We start from the raw sequence: 19,284 nt of genomic DNA on the forward strand, positions 1-19,284 counted from the left end.
GGCAGGTTCTACGGAGGAGGGGCGGGCCCGATGAAGGCGAACCCGCGGATCCTGGTGACCGGTGCGGGCGGCGGAGCCGGGGGTGGCGGCGTCGGCCGCATGGTCGTCGAGACGCTGTGCCGGCGGGACGTCCCGGTGCGCGCGATGGTGCACCACGACGACGAGCGCGCCGCTCATCTGCGTTCGATCGGCGCGGACGTGGTCGTGGGCGACCTGACCCGGCCCGACCAGGTGGCCGAGGCGCTCGACGGCGTCAGCAGGATGTTCTTCAGCCTGAGCGTGTCCTCCTCCTACCTGGAGGCGACGGCGACCGTCGCCACCGTGGCCCGGGCGACGGGCGGCCTCGAGGCGCTGGTGAACATCTCCCAGATGACGGTGTCCCAGATGACCGCGGTGAGCACCGAGGAGTCCAGCCAGCAGCGGTTGCACTGGCTCTCCGAGCAGGTGCTGGAGTGGTCCGGGCTTCCGGTCGTGTACGTCCGGCCCACGGCGTTCCTGGACAACGTGATGTTCACGAGCCTGGTCGCGCGGCCCGTCGGGGAGAGCGGGATGCTGCCGCTGCCCTTCGGCGAGGGCCGAACGTCGCCGGTCGCCGCGGCCGACGTGGCCCGCGTGGTCCTGACGGTCCTGGACGATCCGGGCCGCTACATCGGCCAGGTGCTCGAGCTGACGGGGCCGCGGTCGCAGGACATGAACGGCGTCGCCGCCGAGTACGCCCGGGCGCTCGGCAGGACGGTCACCTACGTGGACGTACCTCCTGACGTGTGGGCGCAGCGGCTCGCGGCCCACCCGGAGTTGCCTCCGCACGTGACCCAGCACCTCATCACGATGGCCCGGCTGCATCGTGAGAACCGGTACGACCGGTCGACGGGCACCGTGGAGGAGGTCACGGGAACCCCCGCGCAGTCCGTGGAGCGGTTCGTCGCCGAACACGCCCACCTGTTCGCCGGGCCGGAAGGCCCGCGGAATGCACACTGAGCACACTGAGCCGCTCGACGGGCCGATCCGCCGGCACGTGCGGGTGGAGGGCGTCGTCCAGGGTGTCGGCTTCCGGCCCTTCGTGTACGGCCTGGCCACCCGGCTCGGCCTCGCCGGACGGGTGGGGAACGACGCGGGCGGCGTGTTCGTGGAGGTCGAGGGGATGCGCGCCGGGATCGACGCGTTCCTGGCCGCCCTCCGACGAGACGCTCCTCCGCTGGCCGAGATCGAACGGGTCACGGTCAGGCCGGGCGACCCCGACGGCGCCGGCGGGTTCACGATCGTGGACAGCGACGGCTCGGGGCCGCGGCAGGCCCTCGTCTCCCCGGACTCCGCGACGTGCGGCGACTGCCTGACCGAGCTCGCCGATCCCGCCGACCGCCGGTTCCGGTATCCGTTCATCAACTGCACCAACTGCGGCCCGCGGTTCACGATCGTGCGCGACGTGCCGTACGACCGCCCGAACACGACGATGGCGGCCTTCCCGATGTGCTCGGCCTGCGCCGCGGAGTACGGAGATCCGGGCGACCGCCGCTTCCACGCGCAGCCGATCTCCTGCTGGGACTGCGGCCCCCGGCTGCGGCTGACGGCCGCGGACGGGACCGAGCTTCCCGGAGATCCCGTACGGGAGGCCGCCGCGTTGCTGCGGGGGAGCGGGGTCGTGGCGATCAAGGGTCTCGGCGGCTACCACCTGGCGGTCAGAGTCGACGACGAGACGGCCGCCTCGACGTTGCGGGCACGCAAGCACCGCGAGGACAAACCGTTCGCCGTCATGGTCCCCGACGTGGAGACGGCGGCGGCCCTCTGCGAGGTCGACGAGAGCGCCGTGGCGTCGCTCACCGGCAGGGCCCGGCCCATCGTGCTGCTCCCGCGCCGGGACGCCCCGGCCGGACGGCGCCGGGTCGTCCCGTCCGTGGCCCGGGCGGTGGCTCCGGGCGACCGCCGGCTCGGGCTCATGCTGCCGTACACGCCTGTCCACCACCTGCTGCTCGCGGAACTAGGCACCCCCATTGTGCTGACCAGCGGGAACGTGTCCGACGAGCCGATCGCCTACGACGACGCCGACGCGCTGGGGCGGCTCGCCGGCATCGCGGACGCCTTCCTCGTCCATGACCGGCCCATCCACATCCGCACCGACGACTCAGTGGTGCGCCCCTTCCTCGGCCGGGAGTCCGTGCTGCGCCGCTCCCGGGGCCACGTGCCCGATCCCGTACGGCTCAGCCGGCCGGCCAGGAGGCCGATCCTCGCGTGCGGCGCCGAGCTCAAGAACACGTTCTGCCTCGTCAAGGGGAGGCACGCGTTCGTCTCGCACCACATCGGGGATCTGGAGAACTACGAGACGATGCGGTCCTTCGTCACCGGGATCGACCACTTCACCAGGCTCTTCGACGTCCGGCCCGAACTGGTGGCGCACGACCTGCATCCCGAATACCTGTCGACCAAGCACGCGCTGGCGATGACCGGCGTCGACTCCACCGGAGTGCAGCACCACCACGCGCACATCGCGTCCTGCCTCGCCGACAACGGGGAGGAGGGACCGGTGCTCGGCGTGGCCTTCGACGGCCTGGGCTACGGCGCCGACGGCACCATCTGGGGCGGCGAGTTCCTCCTCGCCGACCTGGTCTCCTTCCAGCGGCTCGGCCATCTCGCGCCGGTGCCGATGCCGGGCGGGACGGCGGCGATCCGTCAGCCGTGGCGGATGGCGGCCGCCTACCTCGACGCGGCGTACGGCGGGAGGCCGCCGCAGGGGCTGGACGTGGTCGGCCGCAACCAGGCGGCGTGGGCGGACGTCCTCATGCTCGGCCGGACCGGGATGAACTCCCCGGCGACCTCCAGCGCGGGGAGGCTGTTCGACGCGGTGTCCGCCCTGCTCGGCCTCCGCGACACGATCAACTACGAGGGCCAGGCGGCGGTCGAACTGGAGCAACACGCCGACCCCGCCGAACGCGGCGCCTACCACGCGGGGATCTCGGCCGGACGCCCGGTTGTCGTGGCCGGCGCGGATCTGGTCAGGGCGGCGGCGCAGGACGTGCTCACGGGTGTGGAGCCCGGGGTCGTCGCCGCCCGGTTCCACAACGGGGCGGCCGACGTCGTCGTGCGGGTCTGCGAGATCCTGCGCGAGGAGTCCGGCGTCTCGGTTGTGGCGCTCTCCGGCGGGGTCTTCCAGAATCAGCTGCTGCTCGTCCGGGTCGCCGGAGGACTCACCGCGAGCGGCTTCCGGGTGCTCACGCACGCCCGGGTGCCGCCGAACGACGGCGGGATCAGCGTCGGCCAGGCGGCCGTCGCCGCGGCGCGGGACCGTCTGGCGTAGTCCGGGCACGTGAGTCCGGGTGCGCGACCTCGGACGGGCGGTCGGCGCGGATCCTTTGCGCCGGGTGTCCGCCGCCCTACGGTGCGTGTATGGCGGTACCAGGACGACATCAACGGATCGGCCCCGACTACGGCACGCTGGTCCTGAAGACCTCGCGGCAGGGCTTCGCCGGGCGGATGGGGCACGACCTCACCATCGAGGTGACGCGGTGGACGGGTGAGGTCTTCATCGCGGAGGACGACCTCGCCGCGAGCACGGTGACCGTCACGGCCGAGATGGGATCTCTCCGGGTCGTGGAGGGCGAGGGAGGCGCCGTACCCCTCACGGAAGGGGACAAGCGGGAGATCGCGCAGACCGCCGGGAACCTGCTCGACGCCGAGCGGCATCCGGAGGCGAGGTTCGTCTCCACCGGGATCACCGTCACGGGTCCCGAGGAGGGCGTCATCGACGGCACCCTGTCCGTCCGCGGCGTGGAACGCCCCTTCCGGCTTGAAGTCACCCGGACGGAACTCGGTCGTCACCGGGCGACGGGGACGGTCGTGCAGTCCGAGTACGGCGTCAAGCCGTACAGCGCGTTCTTCGGCGCGCTGCGGCTGGCCGATCCCGTCGGCGTGGAGGTCGAACTCGACCTGGAGTGAGCGGCGAAACCCGGCCGGTGTTCCGGGGCAGGCACGGTGGCCCGGGGGTCAGTGTTCCGGGGGGCTCAGTGTTCCGGGGCGGGCATGGAGACGAAGGCGACGTCGTCCAACTCCACCGCGCCGCCCGACTCGTCGACGAACGCCACCGACAGTCGCCCGCCGGTGGTGCGGCTGCGACGTTCCGCGGACGGAGCGTCGTCGCCGAGACGGTGCCGGTCACCCCACTGTTGCAGCGCGCCGAGAACGAGGAGCAACTCCTCGCCCGTGGAGGTGAGGTGGTAGCTGTGCCGGGAGCGCCTGCCCGGCTCGGTGTACGGGCGTCTTTCCATGACACCGGCCTCGACCAGAGTCGTCAGACGGTCGGAGAGCAGATCGGTCGAGATGCCGAGGGCGGTCGCGAAGTCGCCGAATCTCGTGACCCCCATGAACGCCTCGCGCAGGACGAGGACCGTCCAGGGGTCTCCGATGACCTCCAGGCTGCGCTGGATCGAGCACGCGGAGTCCAGCAGGGCGTGCCGGGTGGTCCTTCTCACGCGTCCACCCTACCCCCTGACTTGATTTATCCAAGCAAGACTGGCTAGCTTTGGATTCCGGACCCAGTCGGTCGACTGCTTCAAGACGACCGGTCACCTTGGGCGTTACGCGTGGCCGAGTCGCCTGCCGGCGATCCGCGCCCGCACTATGAGAGGAACACGATGAAGATCGAGAATTCCGTGGCGATCGTGACCGGCGGCAATCGCGGGCTCGGCCGTCAGTTCGCCGCCCAGCTGATCGACCGCGGCGCGAAGGTGTACGCGGCCGCGCGCAGGCCGGAGACGGTCGACGTGCCAGGGGCCGTGCCGCTGCGGCTGGACCTCACCGAGCCGGAGTCGGTGGCGGAGGCCGCGCGGATCGCGACCGACGTGACGCTGCTGATCAACAATGCGGGCATCTCAACGCACACGCCGTTGATCGACGGTGATTTCGACACGATCCGGCTGGAGATGGAGACGCACTACTTCGGAACCCTCGCCGTGGCCCGGGCGTTCGCGCCGGTCATCGAGTCCAACGGCGGCGGCGCGATCCTCAACGTGTTGTCCATACTCTCGTGGGCCCACCCGGTGAACTACGGCGCCTACTCCGCCGGGAAGGCGGCGGGATGGGCGATGACCAACGTGATCCGGCAGCAGTTGACCCCGCGGGGCATCCAGGTCGCCGCCCTGCACGTCGGCTACATGGACACCGACATGGCCTCCTATGTGGCTCCGGGGGACAAGACGGACCCGGCCGTCGTCGCCGCGGCGGCCCTCGACGGGATCGCCGACGGCGCCGTCGAGATCATCGCCGACGAACCCACCCGGTTCGTCAAGCAGAACCTCTCCGCGCCGCTGACCGCCTGACCGCCTGACCGCCCGACCGCCGGTGGGCGGGCCCGGCCCTGCCCGCCCACCGATCGGCCGCGATCGGCTAGGGACTTTCCCCGCCCTCCTCGCGTTCCCCCGGGCCACTGACGATGCCGGAGGCCATCTTGGCGGTCAGCTCGATGACCGTGCCCTTGGGGAACCGGAGCGGGTGGGCCGGGTCGGAGTCGGGCGCGATGCCGGGCGGATGCGACGGTTCGGTCCAGTCCTCGGTGAAGATCGCACGGGTGCCCAGATACCGGTAGGTCCGACTGTCAATGATGATCTCCGACCGGACCGACTGGCTGTCGGTGATGCCGAACGCCTGGCCGTGCCGTCCGGCCGCGTCCGCGACGTCGTCGATCACCGTGACGCCGGGGATGTAGGCGAGCGCGCCGTACAGGGCCGCCTGCTGGCGAGGAGTGACATAGAAGCTCAACAGCACCTGCTTGACCAGGGTGAACGCCGCGACGTCCCGCCCCCGTGAGGTGTCCACGCCAATCTCGCCCCGGATCGTGTGGTCGCGCTCCCCCTGGATGATCCGGTCGACCTCGGCGTAGACGTGCCGCGCCATGCCCTCCGCGTCGTTCGGCGCGTCGAGGAGGAAGGCCTGCGACGGTACGTCCCGGAGGGGTTCACCATTGAACACGGTGATCCGGCCGCTGTCGTCCACGCCCGCGTAGTGCAGGCCGTCGAGGGTGTACCAGTCTGACAACGTCGACATCTCGTGCGACTGGCTTTCCCGCTGCAAGGTCTCCACGTACGCCCAGGCTGTCGGGTCGAGGCTGTCGGCGGGCTCTCTGTCGGCGACGGTGCGAGCGCGGTCCGCCACCGCGGCCACGGCGGGTTGGGCGGCCGACAGCATGCCGGTGAAGCCGGGGCCACGCCCGGGGCCCGGGCCGTCGCCTTCGGTGACGACGGTGCCCGTGACGATCGCGGCGGCGAGGGCCGCGACGAGTCCCGCTCGCCAGGCGACGGGCCCGACCTGTCGAGTCGGGCGTTCGGGTGTCTCCATCGCCTCGATCAGTCGTGCCCGGGCGGCCGTCGTCGCGGCCGGGCTGATGCGGGGCGTGTCCCTGCGCAGCTCGGCGAGCAGGTCCAGCTCATCCATCGCGGGCCTCCTTCATCGGGTCGATTCCGCCGAGTCGCTCGCGCAATTTGCGGCGTGCGCGGTTGAGGCGTGACCGTACGGTCCCGACAGGGACGCCGAGGGCCCGCGCCGCCTCCTCATAGGTCAGCTCGCCCCACACCACGAGCAGCAGGGTGTCCCGGTCGCCGCGGCCCAGCGTCGCCAGCGCCCCCGCCAGCTTGCGCATGTGGTCCTGTGCGGTGATCCGCTCGACGACGCCGTCCGCCGGGGACTCCGGCAGGGGGTCCACGCCCGTACGGCTCAGCGCCCGCAGATACCGCACCTCCGAACGGTGATGCCGGGCGACGAGCGTGGTGGCGATGCCGTAAAGCCACGGGCGGGCATCGGGACGCTCAGGGTCGTAGGACGACCGCTTGCGGAACGCCGTCAGGAAGGTCTCGGCGACGATGTCCTCCGCCGCGTCCGTCCCCACTCGCCGGGCGACGTAGTGGTGGATCCGTTCGGCGTGCCGGTCGAAGATGGCGGCGAAACGCTCGGTGTCCGTGAGGGACGCCACGATCAGCTCGGCGTCGTCCGCGGCGGGCGACGCCGTCGCGAGGTCGCTCGTCATCTCAGGTGGCACCAGTGGGGCTCTTTCGTCACGTCGGCCTCTTCTCGGTCGGGGATGCTTCAGCGGGTTATCTCCCGCAGGCCGCTGGAAGTTCGCACGAATCCGCGGCGGGTCTCCGGGTCGTGGCCGGCATCGGACCCTACCCGGCCGGGGTGTGTGCCGGGACCGACCCGATTCGCTGCCGGACGAGAACGGTGACGAGTCGTTCAACCCGGTCCGCGTCGGCCCGTCGCGGCTGAATGATCGCCGCGGTTGCGCAAAGGTGACATATCCCTAATAAGGGACATATTGAAATCGGATATAAATGACATTTCAGATCAAATGGATCTTTATAGGGCCAATAGAGTCAATAAAGCGATAAGTGCATGACAAAAGGCGATGTTCGTCGTTTGTTAGGCCGAGTGGTGCGGAAAATAGCCATTGCAGGCAGGTCCTATCGAAGGTCGTAAAAACGACATTTTCCGCTTCGCTTGGGAAACGTCAGAGCATGCATATAAGGGCGGCAGTCCTTAAAGGGAGAAATGAAATGCCCAACTTCAAGAGCCTCGTCGGCGCCCTCGCCATCAGCACCGCGCTCACCGGCGGGGCCGTCGCCCTCGGCGCGACCGTCACCACCAGCGCAGCGAACGCCTCGACCGTCATGGGCTGCGGCGGTGGATGCGGCGGCGGTGGATGCGGCCGGAGCCACAACCGCAACCACAACCGGAACCACAACCGGCAGTGGCAGCAGGAGCACCAGCGCCAGCACCAGAACCAGCACCTGATGCGCGACTTCACGCTCATCGTGTCGCCGTTCCAGAACGCCGACACCAAGGCCAACCCGTGGCAGAGGCAGGACGGCGACTCCACGGCCAAGGCGTTCGACTAGGGCGGGACCCTTTCCGGCGGAGGCCCCGCGCCGCATCCGGCGCGGGGCTTCGGCGTGCGGGCGAGCGCGCGGAAACGGCGGCGCCGGTTCACGCGTCGCTATCCGTGCTGCCCGCGAATCCCGGTGAGGTCGCCGTTCGCCACTGTTCGCAGTGCCTGTGTGCTCAAGGCGGTGAGCGTGATCCCGCTTGCCAGTAGCAGGGCGATTTGCAGCCCTCCGACGAGGTTGATCGTCTCGGTGATGGAATCGGCCGCACCGGGGTGCAGCGTGGCCGCTCGGGAGAGCACCGCAGGCACGGTCAGGATCGCTGCGGCCAACGCCGTCGGCCCCGACGTTCGGCGCCGGGCCAGACACCACACCGTCACGATGAGCAGCGAAACGCACGCGAGACCGGGGACGTCGACCCACAGCGATGCCTGTACCAGAAGCGTCACCGGGACGGTCGCGGCTCTGGAGAGCGAGCTGAGCGCAATGACGACCAGGGAGAGCAGGACGCCGGGAACGGCCGCAAGCGCGACCATGCGCAGGGCCTGCCCCCGAGGCAGGGGCGGCGGCAGTGCGTCGCGGTGGAATCCGATCACCAACGCCGGCACCGTCACCGCGGCCGGCAACACCATGCAGACCCAGCGGGCCACGATCTCCCACCCGCCGGGGAACACGGGGGGGACCAGCATGTGCGGCAGGACCAGTGCGGCCACGGCCACCGCCTTGGCCGTGCGGGGGCGGCCGAGGACGAGCGCGCCGAGGCTCCCCGCCCACAGCAGTGGCAGGAGATCCGCCAGCACGTGCCGCAGGCGATCAGCCGACCCGGCGTGGCCGATTCCCATGGTCACGTCGTCGGGCAGGGCATCGGCGAGGATGCCGTACGCGATCAGCGCCTGTGCGGCGGACAGGAAGCCGATCATCGTCCAGAAGACGAGGCCGAGCAGAGCGGCCCGGCGGACCGCCTCTCCCCAGAGGAACGACCTCGGCGGGGCCCCCGGACCCCCGAGTCGCAGCCGCACCGCGAGCGCCACCACGCTGGCGATCTCCATCCAGCGCGGGCGCTGGTCGTCGAGGCCCGCCTCTCCGTGCTGGGCGCCTTCGAGGAAGGCCGAGACCATCTCCTCCTCGCGCTCGGCTCGGTAGGGCGCGGGCAGCAGCCGCAGGACCCACCGGTAGCTGTCCTCGAGGACGCTCATGTCAGACCTTCCGCCCGCCTGAGGCGCAGCCGTTCGACGGCGCGGCGCGCGTTGTCGGCCAGCCGCACGGCCTCCTCCTCCAGGGCCCGCGCCCCCTCGTCGGTCAGCCGGTAGTAGCGGCGCAGCCGTCCCTGCCACACCTCCTCCCGGTCGGGCTCGACGAACGCGTCGGCCGCGAGCCGGTCGAGCACGCCGTACAATGTGCCGATCTTCAACTGGACCCGGCCGCCGGAGATCCGCTCGACCTCCTGCGCGATGCCGTAGCCGTGCCGCGGCTCGTCGACCAGTGCGGTGAGGACGAGGAACGCGGGTTCTGTCATCGCCCGCGGTGTCATGCGTCCATGATATATCGGCAGACATGATATTCAAGTTTGCAGAGTAACGATGCGCCGGAGTAGGCAGGCGGCCGTCCAGACCGGCGACCGCGGGTGATCGGGCCGGCTCTTTCGCCGCCCGGACTACGGCGAGGGAACGGAGGCGGCGCTCACCGCCTCGTCCCAGGTCGCCTGGGCCGAGATGCCACCCGCCGCCCGGGTCGACAGCGAACCGCAGGCCGCGGCGATCCGCAGCGCGGCGTCCAGCGGCAACCCGCGCAGTCGTGCCGCGACGAACCCCGCGTCGAGGCTGTCCCCCGCCCCCACCGTGTCGACCGGGTCGATCTTCATGGCAGGGGCGTGTACGGCTCCCGCGTCCGTCCACGCGAGCACGCCGTCCCGCCCGAGCTTGACGACGGGAAGCACCCCCCGCGCGCCCAGAGCGCGCGCGGCCGCCTCGACGGGGGAGCCGGCAGGGGAGACGTGCGGTGAGGGGCCGGAGGGTGTGCCCCCGGCGCCGGCGATCGCCAGCACTTCGGCCTCGTTGGGCAGCAGCACGTCGGTCACGGCGACGACCTCCGCCAGCCCCTCCCAGCGGCCCGCCGGGTCGTCGTTGGTGTCGAGCGACGTGGTCGCCCCGTGAGAGCGGGCGGCGGAAAAAAGGGAAGGCAGGTCGGCGGCAAGGCGAGGCTGGAGGAAGAACGACGCCGCGTGCACGTGACGGGCCGAGGCGAGCAGGGCGCGGGGGACGTCCGTCCCGGACAGAAACGGCAGGCAGCCGGGAGCGGTCAGGATGGCCCGGTCACCGTCCCCGTCGACCAGGACGACCGTCAGCGCCGTCGGCAGCGTGGGGTCCACGACACAGGCCGACACGTCGACCCCCCGTGCCTCCAGTGAGGTCAGCATGAAGCGGCCCGCCTCGTCGTCGCCCACCCGGCCGACGAACGCCGTGCGCAGACCGAGACGCGCCGCCCCGCACGCCATGATCGCGCCGGAGCCGCCGACGGTGAGGACGCCGGCGTCGACGAGTTCCTCACGCTGGCCGTACGCGGGACGCCGGGGCGCGCTCGCGAGGATCACATCGGGGTTCGCGTCGCCGAGGACCAGGAGATCGAACATCCGGACTCCCATACCGTGCGAATTTGTGCTCGAAAGCATTGCGAATCGAGCTAAAACGCGCAACTCTTGAGCCAGCCGGGAGGAAGGAAGCCGATCGAGGCGTGCTGACATGGTCCTGCTGATCACTATGGGTCATGTCACTCCCACCGCATCGTGGGCCGGGCGGCGAGGAGAGTGAGGAACAGCACGCATGACGCCCCTTGCCTGAACGCCAGTCATGCGAGGAGTGCACATGCGCCGTCTCAAGGCGTTGTTCGCCGCCGTCTTCACGGTCGGCCTGCTCGTCACCGCGAGCCCCGCGCAGGGCGCAGCCCTGCCCGCCCCCATTGCCTGCCCCGACTGCCGGCACCCCGATCTGCGGACCAGCTGGCAGTGGCAACTGTCGTCGCTGCCCACGGCTCCCTATCTAAATGTCGATATGTACGACATCGATGGGTTTGATGCCTCGGCCGGCCTGGTCTCCGACCTGCACGCCACGAAGCAGGGCCGCATGGTCGTCTGCTACATCAGCGCCGGTTCGTACGAGGACTGGCGGCCCGACGCCGCTCAGTTCCCTGCGGCGGTGCTGGGCAGGAACCTGGACGGCTGGGCGGGCGAGCGGTGGCTGGACATCCGCCAGTACGGCGGGCCGCTCGGCGCGATCATGCGGGCCCGGCTCGACATGTGCAAGGCGAAGGGCTTCGACGCGGTCGAACCGGACAACGTCGACGGCTACACCAACAAGACGGGTTTCCCCCTCACCAAGGCCGACCAGCTCGCCTACAACGCATGGCTGGCGAACGAGGCGCACAAGCGAGGTCTCTCCGTGGCCCTCAAGAACGACGTCGCGCAGATCCCCAAGCTGCTGCCGTACTTCGACTGGGCCCTCAACGAGGAGTGCTTCACCTACGAGGAGTGCACGACCGCGGACAACGGGTCCTACGGCTACGACCAGTTCATCGCCGCAGGCAAGGCCGTCATGCAGGTCGAGTACACCCTCGCCACGTCCAGGTTCTGCGCGAAGGCCAACGCGCAGAACTTCAACTCACTCAGGAAACACCTGGAACTGGACGCCTACCGCGTGGCCTGCCGCGGCGTCTGAACCCCCCGGGGTGGGCCCTCATCAGGGCCCACCCGCAAGGAGCGACCCATTGAAGATTGTTTTCATCGGCGCCGGCAGCGTCGTGTTCACCCAGGGCCTGATGGCCGACCTGGCGAGCCTCCCGGAGCTCGCGGGAAGTGAGATCGCCCTCCACGACATCTCGGCCGAACGGCTCGCGGTCGCGGAGACCGGCGCACGCCGGATCGTGGGCGGGAGCCGTACCGGTCTGGTCGTCACCACCCACCTCGACCGGCGCGCGGCGCTCGCCGGAGCCGACTTCGTGATCAACATGGTGCAGATCGGCATGCACGCGGCGACGGTGACCGACTTCGCGATCCCCGCGCGGTACGGCCTGCGCCAGACGATCGGCGACACGCTGGGCGTCGGCGGCGTCTTCCGTGCGCTGCGCACCTTCCCCTTCCTGGACGCGCTGGCGGACGACATCACCGACGTCTGTCCCGGCGCCTGGCTGCTCAACTACACCAACCCGATGGCCATGAACATCACGTACCTGGCCCGCAGGCTGACCCGGGTGGTCGGCTTGTGCCATTCGGTCCACTGGACGATGGACGGCCTGGCCGACCTGGTCGGGGTGCCGTTGGACGAGATCGACTACCTGTGCGCCGGAGTCAACCACCAGTCCTGGGTGCTGCGCTTCTCCGCGGACGGCGAGGACCTCTACCCGCGCCTGGACGCCGCCATCGACAAGGACCCCGGGCTGCGGCGGCGCGTCCGGGTGGAGATGTACCGGCGGCTCGGCTACTACCCGACGGAATCCAGCGAGCACTCCTCCGAGTACGTGCCCTGGTTCCTGCGCCACGACGAGGAGATCGAGCGGTTCCGGCTGGACGTCGGAGAGTATCTGCGGATCAGCGCGGACAACGTGGCCGTCTACGAGCGCGCCCGCGCGGGGGAGTTCGAGCCGCCCGACGCCACGATGGAGTACGCCCCGCAGATCATCCACGCCATGGTGACCGGCCGGCCCCGCGTGGTGTACGGCAACCTGCCGAACCACGGGCTGATCTCCAACCTGCCCTCCGGCTACGCCGTGGAGGTGCCCTGCCTGGTGGACCGGCTCGGCGTCCACCCGATGGCCGTCGGCGACCTCCCGCCGCAGTGCGCCGCGCTGAACCGCTCATTCGCCGCCGTCGGCGAACTCACCGTCCGGGCCGCCGTGGACGGCAGGCCCGAGCACATCCGCCATGCCGCGATGGTCGACCCGAACACCGCGGCGACCCTCACTTTGGAGCAGATCTGGGATCTGTGCGACGAAATGGTGCGCGCACACTCCGACCTGCTGCCCGAGCCGCTCCGAGAGGAGATGAAGCCATGATCCGCAAGCTCGCCATCGTCCTTGCCATCGTCCCCGCGCTCGGCTTCGCGACAGCGTGCGGCGGCCAGTCCGGCGACGAGGGCGGCAAGGTCAAGGTCGTGTGGTGGCACGGCCAGACCGAGGCCGAGGGCCAGACCCTCAAGGCCCTCGCCGACGAGTACAACAAGACCCACCCCGGCGTGGAGGTCGACCCCGAGGTCGGCACGACCAACGTCGACGAGATGCTGCAGAAGGTCCAGGCCGCGCTGGCCGGCGGCGAACCGCCGGACGTCGCCTACATGTACGGCTCCTGGTCCTCGACGCTCGCCCAGACGCCCAAGGTCGTCGACCTGTCCTCCATGGTCAACGACCCGTCGTTCGGCTGGGACGACTTCTGGCCCGCCGCGCGTGAGGCCGCCACGGTCGACGGCAAGGTCATCGGCGTCCCCTCGGTCGTGGACAACCTCGCGCTGATCTACAACAAGAAGCTCTTCGACGCCGCCGGCCTGCCGTACCCGACCAAGGACTGGACCTGGGACGACTTCCGCGCGGCGGCGAAGGCGCTGACCGATCCCGGCAAGGGCGTCTTCGGCACGTCGTACGTGGTCACCGGTGACGAGGACACGGTGTGGCGGTTCTGGCCGATGCTCTGGCAGCAGGGCGGGTCGATCCTCGGCGCCGACGGCAAGACCGCCGCCTTCTCGACGCCGCAGGCCGTGCAGAGCCTCGACCTGTGGCGGGCCATGGCCGTGGAGGACAAGTCGGTCTACCTCGACCAGAACGGCGAGAAGTTCCTGCCGCTCTTCTACAGCGGCAAGGTCGGCATGGAGATGGCCGGCCCCTGGGCGATGCGCGACCTCGCCGACCACCAGGTCGACTACGGCGTCGTGCCGCTCCCGGGCTACGGAGGCGACCACCAGACGATCTCCGGCCCGGACAACTGGGTGGTGTTCGACAACGGCTCCAAGCGGGCCCAGGCCGCCAAGGACTTCCTCGCCTGGCTGACCAAGCCCGAACAGGACGCGCGCTGGTCGCTCGGCTCGGGCAACCTGCCCATCCGGCAGGCGACCTCGAAGCTGCCCGCCTACGAGAAGTTCGCCGAGCAGTTCACCGGGGCGGACGCCTTCCTCGCCAACCAGGACAACGCGGAGCAGGCCCGCCCGGCGATCGACGGGTATCCGGACATCTCCGCCGAGGTCGGCGACGCGATCGACAAGGCGCTCCTCGGCCAGGCGACGGCACAGCAGGCGCTGACCGACGCCGCCGCGGCGGCCGACAAGATCCTGGCGAAGGGCTGACGTGCGGGCCGACGTGAGGGCTGACATGGCCGCCGGTGCGCTCACGGTGCGCACGCGGCACGCCAGGCCCCGGGTACGGCTGATGCCGCAGCTGACCGGGTGGGGTTTCGTCGGGCCGGCGACGCTCGTCATCGTCGGCCTGTCGATCTTCCCGGCGGTCTGGGCGCTGATCCTCTCGCTGCGGGACGACAACCTGCTCGCCCCCGGCTCGTTCGTGGGGCTGCAGAACTACAGCGACCTGCTCGACGACCCGGACCTGCGGGCGGCGACCCTGCACACCCTGCTGTACTCCGTCCTGTACGTCCCCGGCTCGCTCGTCATCGGGCTGCCGATCGCGCTCGCGCTGAACCGGCCGATCCGGTTCCGCGCGTTCTACCGGACCTGTCTGTTCGTGCCGTACGTCGTCTCGGCGGCGGCCACGGGCATCCTCGCGAACTTCATCCTCGATCCGCAGTTCGGGATCGTGAACGACCTGCTCGCCGGCGCGGGCATCGCCCGGCAGGGATTCCTGCAGGACCCCTCCCAGGCGTTGCTCACCCTGGTCGTGGTGTCGTTGTGGGGCTCGGTCGGCCTGCCCATCGTGGTCTACCTGGCCGCGTTGCAGGACATCCCGCGCGAGCTGGTCGAAGCGGCCCGGGTGGACGGCGCGGGCGCGCTGCGGGTCTTCCGAGCGGTGACCCTGCCCCAGCTCAGGCCGGCCACCGTGTTCCTGGTGATCTGGCAGACGATCGACGCGCTGCAACTGTTCGACCTCGTGTACACGACCACCAAGGGCCAGCCCCTCGACTCCACCACCGTGATCGTGTTCTACCTGTACCAGCAGGCCTTCCAGCTGTTCCACGCCGGATACGGGGCGGCCGTGGCCTACGCGCTGTTCGTCGTCACTCTGATCGCGTCGGGCGCCGCCCTCTGGCACGCCCGGCGAGGGGAGGCGCCCTCATGAGACGTCAGTGGCCCTACCACCTGGTCCTCATGCCGCTGTCGTTGTTGTTCGCGGCGCCGCTGGTGTGGATGCTCATCACGTCGTTCATGCCGGACGCCGAGATCAACGCCTACCCGCCGCGCCTGTGGCCGAGCCACATCGACTTCGGCGGCTACCTCAAGGTCCTCACCGAGGACAGCTATCCGCGCTGGTTCGGCAACACGCTGCTCGTCACGGCCGTCGCCGTCGTCTCCCACCTGGCGTTGTGCTCGCTCGCCGGGTACGGCTTCGCCCGGCTGCGCTTCCGCGGCAAGGGCGTGGCCTTCGTGGCCATCATGGCGACCGTCATGGTGCCGACCCAGGTGCTGATGATCCCGACGTTCCTCGTCTTCAAGAACCTGGGCCTCATCGACACGCTCTCCGCGGCGTTCCTCCCGTGGCTGGCGACGGCCTTCGGGGTCTTCCTGATGAGGCAGTTCTTCCTCAGCCTGCCGCGGGAACTGGAGGAGGCGGCGCGGATCGACGGCTGCAACCGCCTCGGCGTGTTCTTCCGGGTGGTGCTGCCGCTCGCCCGTCCCGCGCTCGCCACGCTGGCCGTCTTCACGTTCCTCGGCGCGTGGAACGACCTGATCTGGCCGCTGATCGCCATCAACTCCGAGGAGACCTACACCCTGCAGGTGGGCCTCACGACCTTCGCCGGAGCCCGGCACACCCAGTGGTCGGCGCTGATGGCGGGCAACGTGCTCGCGACGTTCCCGCTGATCGTGGCGTTCGTCGTGGCCCAGCGGCACTTCATCGCCACCATGTCGTTCAGCGGGCTCAAGGGGTGACCCGCGGAGAGGAGCCGTCATGAACCGGCCGGTCACACTGGTCGTCGTCGGAGCGGGCATGCGCGGCACGGTCTACGCGCGGCACGCCGTCGCCGCGGGCGCCCGCGTGGTCGCCGTCGCCGACCCGGATCCGCGGCGCAGGGAGGCCTTCGCCGCCGAGCACGGGCTGGCGCCGGAAGACGTCCACGCCGACTGGACGGCCCTGGCCGCCCGGCGGTCGGCGGACGCCGCCGTCATCGCCAGTCCGGACGGCGAACACGCCGACCAGGCCGTGGCGTTCGCCCGCGCGGGCCACCACCTGCTGCTGGAGAAGCCGATGGCCACCTCGGAGGCCGACGCGCTGCGCATCGTGGACGCGGTGGCCGAGGCCGGAGTGATCCTCGCGGTCTGCCACGTGCTCCGCTACACCGTCTACACGCGCGTGCTCACCTCGCTTCTGGCGGCCGGCCGGATCGGCGAGATCGTGAGCGTGCAGCACCTCGAGCCGGTCGGCTGGTGGCACCAGGCCCACTCGTTCGTCCGGGGCAACTGGCGGCGCGAGCAGGACGCGCCCATGTTGCTCGCCAAGTCGTGCCACGACATCGACTGGCTGCTCCACATCACCGGCCGGCCGGCCGGAAGCGTCTCGTCGTTCGGGTCGCTGAAGCACTTCACCCCGGCCAACCGGCCGGACGGCGCGGCCGACCGGTGCCTCGACTGCGCGGTGGAGCCCGCCTGTCCGTATTCGGCGCCCCGGCTCTACCTCGACTGCCTGAACGACCCGGACCGCACGTTCTGGCCGCTGAGCGTCGTGACCTCCGACCACACCGAGGAGGGGGTGCGGCGTGCCCTGCGCGAGGGCCCGTACGGCCGTTGCGTCTACGCCTGCGACAACTCCGTCGTCGACCACCAGGTCGTCTCCTGGGAGTTCGCCGGAGGCGGCACCGTCACGTTCACCATGACCGCCTTCACGCCGCTGGAGCAGCGCAGGACAAGGATCTTCGGCACACACGGGTACCTGGAGGGCGACGGGACCCTGGTGAAGGTGACCGACTTCCGTACCGGCAGGGAGGAGGTCGTCGACACGAGCGCCGAGAGCGGGGCCGCCGCGGCCGACGGGCACGGCGGGGGAGACGGGGCACTCGTGGACGCGTTCCTCGGGGCGGTGGCCGCGGGCGATCCCTCCCTGGTCTGCACGGACGCCGCCACGAGCCTCGACTCCCACCGCGTCGTGTGGGCCGCCGAACGAGCCCGCCACACCGCCACCGTCGTCAAGTTGTGATCACGCACAGGTTCACCCGCGCCCCCGCCCCCGCCGCAAACCCTTGCCGTGATCATGCACGGATTCGGCCGCGCATGCCCTGGCCTGCGCATCCCTCAGTCGTGATCATGCACAGGTTCGTGCGCGGCCATGCTGACCTGCACGTACCTCCGTCGTGATCATGCAGAGTCCTGTCCAACCATCCGATGGAGCAGCTATGGGCAGAGGGTCGGATCGTGACGGTGCCCGCCAAGGGCAGCCTTGTGGCTGAGAACCTTCCCGGCCGATCCCGCTGGCGCCGAAGACGAGTGAAGGCCCCGGGTCGGAACCCAAGGCCTTCGGCCTTCAATCGAACTGTGTCAGCAAGAAACGAAGGAAGGGCGAGCCCAAGGGTACGGCGTCTTGGCTGTGCGACTGCTCACCAGGAGTATCCCTGCCTGGCGATCAACACTCTTCCGAAACGGCAGTTGCCTGGTCCGGCCAGGCGGTCCAGTTGAACGGCTCTCGCCACCCCGGCAAGCGATACAGCCACATCGTGAAAACCTGAGTCATCAACCGCAAGTCACGGCAGGACGTGCGGAAATGGGCATCGGCACTGCCTTCGCGGTACTCCAGCCAGAAGGACCCGTCAGTGCGAAGGTGCGCCTGCATGTAGTATTCGTCGTTCTCGGCGTCCAACCGCTCAACAATCACGAACTGGTTAGAGGACGAGAGGCCATAAACCAAAGCCCGTACATCCTCCGAGGTCAGCACCTCGATACTCTCTCCGCGTTGATTGGACGCTCGTGCCTTCAGACTCATGGCTCCAACCCCTGTCGATACCATGCACAGGTTCGCGTGCGCCCATGCTGACCTGCACGTAGTTCTGTCGTGATCATGCACTCATCCGCGCCGTACGGTGAACGCCCGGCTCACAGGCCGAGCGACAAGGGCCTGGACGGAACTCCGCCGGCGATCAGCGCCGCCAGTGGCGTGGCCAGGTCGCGTGGTGAGAACAGGTCGGTGCCGCAGTACTCCGCGATGTCCGGCAGCCGCCACCAGCGGAAGGCGAAGATGTTCTCGGCGGCGAGTTCGTCATCGGACATCGCGCCGAGGGGGCGGAACGATGCGGCGCGGACCAGGAAATAGTCATTGATCACCCCGTCATGGCCCACCGCGAATCCAGGACCGACGACCTCCTGATGCCAAACATGCGGCGGGTCGGCGTCAATGGTGAGTCCCACCTCCTCGTGCAGCTCCCGGCGCAGGGCGGCAAGGACGGCTTCGCCATGCTCGACGCCTCCACCGGGCGCCGCCCACACGACGATCGTCCCGGTCGGCTTGGGAATGACGTGCCGACACAACAGGATGCGGTCGTCCTCGTCCAGGACGATCGCGCGGACCGAATGACGCAGATGCACCACGGGCATCCGCGCATGCTAGCCGCCGTGGACGTAACCCGTTGAAGGACGCCTGCACGACCTATTCCGCCGCTGGTTCGATGTCGCTGATCGAATAGGTCGCGACGATGAATTCCCGTAGTCGTGCGCGTGCCGCGTACAGGGCGCGCGTCGTCACCGCGGCGTCATCGACCAGAGCTCTGTACTCTTCTTCGGATTTCGGGATGGCGGCGACCTGCGCCTTGTATCGAAGAATCCACTCAGCGCGATCCTCGGTCGCGTTGACGACCTGATCGAACAGATCGGGGCAATAGATCTTGAGGAGGGTCCGAAGGCTGCGACGGGCCGCTTGGCGGCGCTTCGACGCCCGCCAGCGCAAGAGTATCGGCGCCTTCTCCGCGTAGACCCTGTCTATATCACCGAGGATGCTCGGGAGGACCTCGCGGTGCATTTGCCGGGGACCGATACGCAGATCCCGGGGATTAGTTCCCGGTGCGAGGAAGACGCTCGTCTCCTCCGCCATTTCGCACCAGTCGTCGAGAATCGCGAAGAGCTCCATGAGCGATTCGCGTACGTCTCGCCTTAAACGTTGGTCGGATTTTCCTACCGCGCCGAGAATCGTGGACCCGGCACGGGCGATCGCCTCCACGTCGGCCAGCCCAGGAATCAATGCCCTCTCCGTCCAAAGTGTCGGGCCAACATTCAAGAGCGATTGGCCGGGCCGTGCAAGGCAC

At 69.7% G+C, this 19,284-nt stretch carries 20 protein-coding genes; 11 read left to right on the forward strand and 9 right to left on the reverse strand.

Features of this window, described 5'->3' with window-relative positions; translation table 11 throughout:
- Positions 1-30 precede the first annotated feature (30 nt).
- The 3 genes from Pka01_RS28735 to Pka01_RS28745 all read left to right on the forward strand — a co-directional run bounded on the left by Pka01_RS28735 (position 31) and on the right by Pka01_RS28745 (position 3,927).
- On the forward strand, positions 31-978 hold the full coding sequence (locus tag Pka01_RS28735) for an NmrA family NAD(P)-binding protein (RefSeq protein ID WP_203886038.1): 948 nt from the start codon (positions 31-33) through the stop codon (positions 976-978).
- Positions 968-3,289: a carbamoyltransferase HypF gene (hypF, locus tag Pka01_RS28740; RefSeq protein WP_203886039.1), complete on the forward strand. Its 2,322-nt coding sequence runs from the start codon at positions 968-970 to the stop codon at positions 3,287-3,289. Before Pka01_RS28735 ends, hypF begins: the two co-directional genes overlap by 11 nt.
- A gap of 89 nt (positions 3,290-3,378) precedes the next feature.
- On the forward strand, positions 3,379-3,927 hold the full coding sequence (locus tag Pka01_RS28745; protein ID WP_203886040.1) for a YceI family protein: 549 nt from the start codon (positions 3,379-3,381) through the stop codon (positions 3,925-3,927).
- A gap of 65 nt (positions 3,928-3,992) precedes the next feature.
- Here Pka01_RS28745 and Pka01_RS28750 read toward each other — a convergent pair whose 3' ends face one another.
- Entirely contained in the window at positions 3,993-4,460 is a 468-nt protein-coding gene (locus tag Pka01_RS28750) for a winged helix-turn-helix transcriptional regulator (RefSeq protein WP_203886041.1), read from the reverse strand.
- Positions 4,461-4,622: 162 nt separating this feature from the next.
- Between Pka01_RS28750 and Pka01_RS28755 the strand changes: the two genes are divergently transcribed.
- A complete protein-coding gene (locus Pka01_RS28755; RefSeq protein WP_203886042.1) occupies positions 4,623-5,306 on the forward strand; it encodes an SDR family oxidoreductase in 684 nt (227 codons plus the stop codon).
- A gap of 67 nt (positions 5,307-5,373) precedes the next feature.
- Here the strand turns inward: Pka01_RS28755 and Pka01_RS28760 are convergent, their stop codons facing one another.
- Positions 5,374-6,417 (reverse strand): CU044_5270 family protein, encoded by a 1,044-nt coding sequence (locus Pka01_RS28760; protein ID WP_203886043.1) that lies wholly within the window; start codon positions 6,415-6,417, stop codon positions 5,374-5,376.
- Positions 6,410-7,018 carry an RNA polymerase sigma factor gene (locus Pka01_RS28765; RefSeq protein WP_308442292.1) on the reverse strand — a complete coding sequence of 203 codons (609 nt, stop codon included), beginning with the start codon at positions 7,016-7,018 and terminating at the stop codon, positions 6,410-6,412. The genes Pka01_RS28760 and Pka01_RS28765 overlap by 8 nt, the downstream gene beginning before the upstream one ends.
- 514 nt (positions 7,019-7,532) lie before the next feature.
- Between Pka01_RS28765 and Pka01_RS28770 the strand changes: the two genes are divergently transcribed.
- On the forward strand, positions 7,533-7,874 hold the full coding sequence (locus Pka01_RS28770) for a hypothetical protein (RefSeq protein ID WP_203886044.1): 342 nt from the start codon (positions 7,533-7,535) through the stop codon (positions 7,872-7,874).
- A gap of 98 nt (positions 7,875-7,972) precedes the next feature.
- Here Pka01_RS28770 and Pka01_RS28775 read toward each other — a convergent pair whose 3' ends face one another.
- The 3 genes from Pka01_RS28775 to Pka01_RS28785 form a co-directional block, all read right to left on the reverse strand.
- Positions 7,973-9,055, reverse strand: coding sequence for a hypothetical protein (locus Pka01_RS28775; protein WP_203886045.1), 1,083 nt, complete (start codon positions 9,053-9,055; stop codon positions 7,973-7,975).
- On the reverse strand, positions 9,052-9,390 hold the full coding sequence (locus Pka01_RS28780) for a PadR family transcriptional regulator (protein ID WP_239115475.1): 339 nt from the start codon (positions 9,388-9,390) through the stop codon (positions 9,052-9,054). Before Pka01_RS28780 ends, Pka01_RS28775 begins: the two co-directional genes overlap by 4 nt.
- Before the next feature lie 123 nt (positions 9,391-9,513).
- Positions 9,514-10,488 carry a carbohydrate kinase family protein gene (locus tag Pka01_RS28785; RefSeq protein ID WP_203886046.1) on the reverse strand — a complete coding sequence of 325 codons (975 nt, stop codon included), beginning with the start codon at positions 10,486-10,488 and terminating at the stop codon, positions 9,514-9,516.
- A gap of 232 nt (positions 10,489-10,720) precedes the next feature.
- On the opposite strand from Pka01_RS28785, the gene Pka01_RS28790 reads away from it, so the two are divergent.
- Genes Pka01_RS28790 through Pka01_RS28815 form a run of 6 tightly spaced genes read left to right on the forward strand, consistent with a single transcriptional unit; the run spans position 10,721 to position 17,192 of the window.
- Positions 10,721-11,569 carry an endo alpha-1,4 polygalactosaminidase gene (locus Pka01_RS28790; RefSeq protein WP_203886047.1) on the forward strand — a complete coding sequence of 283 codons (849 nt, stop codon included), beginning with the start codon at positions 10,721-10,723 and terminating at the stop codon, positions 11,567-11,569.
- Positions 11,570-11,618: 49 nt separating this feature from the next.
- Positions 11,619-12,902, forward strand: coding sequence for an alpha-glucosidase/alpha-galactosidase (locus Pka01_RS28795; protein ID WP_203886048.1), 1,284 nt, complete (start codon positions 11,619-11,621; stop codon positions 12,900-12,902).
- On the forward strand, positions 12,899-14,179 hold the full coding sequence (locus Pka01_RS28800; protein ID WP_203886049.1) for an ABC transporter substrate-binding protein: 1,281 nt from the start codon (positions 12,899-12,901) through the stop codon (positions 14,177-14,179). Before Pka01_RS28795 ends, Pka01_RS28800 begins: the two co-directional genes overlap by 4 nt.
- A 13-nt stretch (positions 14,180-14,192) precedes the next feature.
- Positions 14,193-15,122 (forward strand): carbohydrate ABC transporter permease, encoded by a 930-nt coding sequence (locus Pka01_RS28805; RefSeq protein ID WP_203886050.1) that lies wholly within the window; start codon positions 14,193-14,195, stop codon positions 15,120-15,122.
- Positions 15,119-15,931, forward strand: coding sequence for a carbohydrate ABC transporter permease (locus Pka01_RS28810; RefSeq protein ID WP_203886051.1), 813 nt, complete (start codon positions 15,119-15,121; stop codon positions 15,929-15,931). The genes Pka01_RS28805 and Pka01_RS28810 overlap by 4 nt, the downstream gene beginning before the upstream one ends.
- Before the next feature lie 19 nt (positions 15,932-15,950).
- Complete coding sequence (locus Pka01_RS28815; RefSeq protein ID WP_203886052.1) at positions 15,951-17,192, forward strand: Gfo/Idh/MocA family protein; 1,242 nt, start codon at positions 15,951-15,953, stop codon at positions 17,190-17,192.
- Between the two features lie 423 nt (positions 17,193-17,615).
- Here Pka01_RS28815 and Pka01_RS28820 read toward each other — a convergent pair whose 3' ends face one another.
- From Pka01_RS28820 to Pka01_RS28830, 3 genes are all read right to left on the reverse strand, one after another.
- Positions 17,616-17,972 (reverse strand): hypothetical protein, encoded by a 357-nt coding sequence (locus Pka01_RS28820; RefSeq protein ID WP_203886053.1) that lies wholly within the window; start codon positions 17,970-17,972, stop codon positions 17,616-17,618.
- 110 nt (positions 17,973-18,082) lie between these two features.
- The gene (locus tag Pka01_RS28825) at positions 18,083-18,580 is read right to left on the reverse strand and encodes an NUDIX domain-containing protein (RefSeq protein WP_203886054.1); all 498 of its coding nucleotides are present in this window, start codon (positions 18,578-18,580) and stop codon (positions 18,083-18,085) included.
- A 52-nt stretch (positions 18,581-18,632) separates the two neighbouring features.
- Entirely contained in the window at positions 18,633-19,199 is a 567-nt protein-coding gene (locus Pka01_RS28830; RefSeq protein WP_203886055.1) for a hypothetical protein, read from the reverse strand.
- Positions 19,200-19,284 lie beyond the last annotated feature (85 nt).

The organism is Planotetraspora kaengkrachanensis (assembly GCF_016862895.1).
Taxonomy (GTDB): Bacteria; Actinomycetota; Actinomycetes; order Streptosporangiales; family Streptosporangiaceae; genus Planotetraspora; species Planotetraspora kaengkrachanensis.

Coding starts and splice junctions, on each gene's coding strand:
- Pka01_RS28735 (WP_203886038.1), top strand. CDS start 31: ATGAAGGCGAACCCGCGGATCCTGGTGACCGGTGCGGGCGGCGGAGCC.
- hypF (WP_203886039.1), top strand. CDS start 968: ATGCACACTGAGCACACTGAGCCGCTCGACGGGCCGATCCGCCGGCAC.
- Pka01_RS28745 (WP_203886040.1), top strand. CDS start 3,379: ATGGCGGTACCAGGACGACATCAACGGATCGGCCCCGACTACGGCACG.
- Pka01_RS28755 (WP_203886042.1), top strand. CDS start 4,623: ATGAAGATCGAGAATTCCGTGGCGATCGTGACCGGCGGCAATCGCGGG.
- Pka01_RS28760 (WP_203886043.1), bottom strand. CDS start 6,417: ATGGATGAGCTGGACCTGCTCGCCGAGCTGCGCAGGGACACGCCCCGC.
- Pka01_RS28770 (WP_203886044.1), top strand. CDS start 7,533: ATGCCCAACTTCAAGAGCCTCGTCGGCGCCCTCGCCATCAGCACCGCG.
- Pka01_RS28775 (WP_203886045.1), bottom strand. CDS start 9,055: ATGAGCGTCCTCGAGGACAGCTACCGGTGGGTCCTGCGGCTGCTGCCC.
- Pka01_RS28780 (WP_239115475.1), bottom strand. CDS start 9,390: ATGACACCGCGGGCGATGACAGAACCCGCGTTCCTCGTCCTCACCGCA.
- Pka01_RS28785 (WP_203886046.1), bottom strand. CDS start 10,488: ATGTTCGATCTCCTGGTCCTCGGCGACGCGAACCCCGATGTGATCCTC.
- Pka01_RS28790 (WP_203886047.1), top strand. CDS start 10,721: ATGCGCCGTCTCAAGGCGTTGTTCGCCGCCGTCTTCACGGTCGGCCTG.
- Pka01_RS28800 (WP_203886049.1), top strand. CDS start 12,899: ATGATCCGCAAGCTCGCCATCGTCCTTGCCATCGTCCCCGCGCTCGGC.
- Pka01_RS28810 (WP_203886051.1), top strand. CDS start 15,119: ATGAGACGTCAGTGGCCCTACCACCTGGTCCTCATGCCGCTGTCGTTG.
- Pka01_RS28815 (WP_203886052.1), top strand. CDS start 15,951: ATGAACCGGCCGGTCACACTGGTCGTCGTCGGAGCGGGCATGCGCGGC.
- Pka01_RS28820 (WP_203886053.1), bottom strand. CDS start 17,972: ATGAGTCTGAAGGCACGAGCGTCCAATCAACGCGGAGAGAGTATCGAG.
- Pka01_RS28825 (WP_203886054.1), bottom strand. CDS start 18,580: ATGCCCGTGGTGCATCTGCGTCATTCGGTCCGCGCGATCGTCCTGGAC.